Here is a 2,011-nt window from a genome sequence, read left to right on the forward strand (position 1 = left end):
GGACTTGCTGGCGAAGTGCTGCCCAGGGCTTCGCCCAGCAGGGCGCCGCCGCCGGTGGCGGCCATGGCCCCGCCCACCGCCGCGATGACGCCCAGCGCCGCGCCGCCCGTGCCCACCACCGCGATGACGGCGAGGGCCGCCCCCAGGCCGATGGCGGCCCCCACCAGGAAGCCGCCGAGGGCGCTGGTATGCTGGATGGGATCCTCCAGCCGGGCAGCCCCGTATTGCGGTGCGCCACCGTCCATCGTCAGGCCTCGGCGGCAGCGGCCGGCGCCGGCCAGGCGAAGCTGTTCAGGATCTGCATGAATTGCGCGTCGGCGTCGGCGAACTCCGTCAGGCGGGCGGTGTTGACGATGGAGATGCAGCGGCCGTCGGGCAGCAGGCTGTAGATCTGGCGCTGCTTGATGGGCCCGGCGCCAGCGTCCCACTGGAAGACCAGCTCCACCGCCGGGCGTCCGGCCAGCATGACATCCTGCCGGGTCGCCAGCTGGAAGCTGCGCGCCCGGGCGATCAGGTCCTTCAGCTGCCGGTTGACGTAGGCGCCCAGCGTCTCCTCCCCCTGCGGGCGGTCGTAGGCGACCATGATGTTCGGCACCACCGGGCTGCCGCTGGGCGGGGCGGACCAGGCGACCATGGAGCGGTCGATCCAGCTGTCCGGCAGCTGGATGGAGAAGTCGAGGGTGCGGCAGGTCTGTGGCATGGACGTGTCCTTTAGATCTGACCCAGGATGCGGGCGACCGCGACGGCGCTGTCGGCGTCGGCGCTACCGGTGCTGGGCAGGCCGGTGACGGTGGGTTGCCCCAGAGTAGGCGTCTGGAGAGTGGGCGTCTGGAGGGTCGGCGTCTGGCCTGGCACCGTGGGCTGGCCGAAGGCGGAGGGTTGATAAGCGGCCGTCTGGTAACCGGCCGTTTGGTAACCGGATGCCGGGTAGGCGGGCGGCTGCGCCCCCATCGGCTGGCCCCAGCCGGCGGTCTGCGGCGTACCGGAATAGGAAGGGGTGGAATAAGAGGGTGCATTTACCGAAGGCGCGGCCACGGAGGGTGCGGTCATGGAGGGTGCGGAGAACGACGGCGTCGTGACCGTGGGCGCCGTCGGTAGCCCTGTGTTCACCCCGGCGGCGGAGGCCAGGTTGGACAGGCCGGATGCGGTGGAGGCGCCAGGGGTGGCCAGAGCCCCCGGCAAAGCACCGCTGTTCGCGGCGGATGCGGCGACGGGCAGGGCCGTGCCGGGCAAACCGGGGCTGCCCAGCGACGGTGCCGCCAACGACGGGGTGGCCAGGCCGGAACCACCCCCCAAGCCCGGCACGCCGCGGCCATTCAGCAGTTGGGCCGCCTGCGCCGCCTGGCCCAGGGGCGCGCCGACGGAGGAGGGCAGGGCGGGGGCCGCCGCGTTGGCCAGCGCGCCCAGGTCGCCGGCCGAGCCAAAGCCGGCCGGCGCGGCCGACAGGGACAGGGGCGTGTAGGGCTGGATGCCCAGGCTGCTGCCGATGGCGCCGGGCTGGATCAGGCTGGGAAGAATGGTCATCGGGAACTCTCCCGGAAGGCGTTGGCTGAGGGGGTGGGGGTGGCGCTCAACTGGCGCAGTTCAGCCAGATCTTCTGGCCGTCCTGGCTGATCCCGTCCTTGTCCAGCACCACGGTGCTGCCGTTGGTGGACAGGATGATGTTGTCCTTGGTCAGTTGCAGGTGGCTGCTGCCCACCTGCAGCACCAGCAGTTCCCCGGCGGTGATCACCAGGTTCTTGCCCACGCTTTCGAACATGTTGTTCTGGACGACCATGGAGAGGTCCTTCTGGGAGTGGAAGGCGATCTCCTCGGCGCCGGCCTTGTCCTCCAGGGTGAAGAGGTTGAAGCCGCCGCCGCCGGGGCTGCTGGCGGTGCGGAAGGTGGTCTGTGTCTGCTGTGCGGGGAGGCCCAGGGGGGCCGTGGTCTCGGAGTTGGGGACGGATCCCAGGATGACGGGTCGGTCGGGATTGCCCTCCAGGAAGGCGACGACCACCTCCATGCCCTGCGG

Annotated in this window: 3 protein-coding genes and 1 pseudogene; all 4 read right to left on the reverse strand. The window is 71.2% G+C overall.

Annotated elements, in window-relative coordinates; translation table 11 throughout:
- The coding region (locus tag I55_RS04835; protein WP_044559377.1) for a hypothetical protein at positions 1-245 on the reverse strand (245 nt) is incomplete at its 3' end.
- Positions 246-247: 2 nt separating this feature from the next.
- Positions 248-700, reverse strand: a complete 453-nt coding sequence (locus I55_RS04840) for a DcrB-related protein (RefSeq protein WP_044559378.1) — start codon at positions 698-700, stop codon at positions 248-250.
- Positions 701-711: 11 nt separating this feature from the next.
- Positions 712-1,524, reverse strand: a complete 813-nt coding sequence (locus I55_RS04845; protein WP_044559379.1) for a hypothetical protein — start codon at positions 1,522-1,524, stop codon at positions 712-714.
- Between the two features lie 46 nt (positions 1,525-1,570).
- Positions 1,571-2,011 (reverse strand): annotated as a pseudogene (locus I55_RS36815) (hypothetical protein); the annotation flags it as partial.

Source organism: Azospirillum sp. B4 (assembly GCF_000333275.1).
Classification (GTDB): Bacteria; Pseudomonadota; Alphaproteobacteria; order Azospirillales; family Azospirillaceae; genus Nitrospirillum.

Excerpts from the sequence above, each read along its gene's own strand:
- I55_RS04840 (WP_044559378.1), bottom strand. The coding sequence starts at position 700 with ATGCCACAGACCTGCCGCACCCTCGACTTCTCCATCCAGCTGCCGGAC.
- I55_RS04845 (WP_044559379.1), bottom strand. The coding sequence starts at position 1,524 with ATGACCATTCTTCCCAGCCTGATCCAGCCCGGCGCCATCGGCAGCAGC.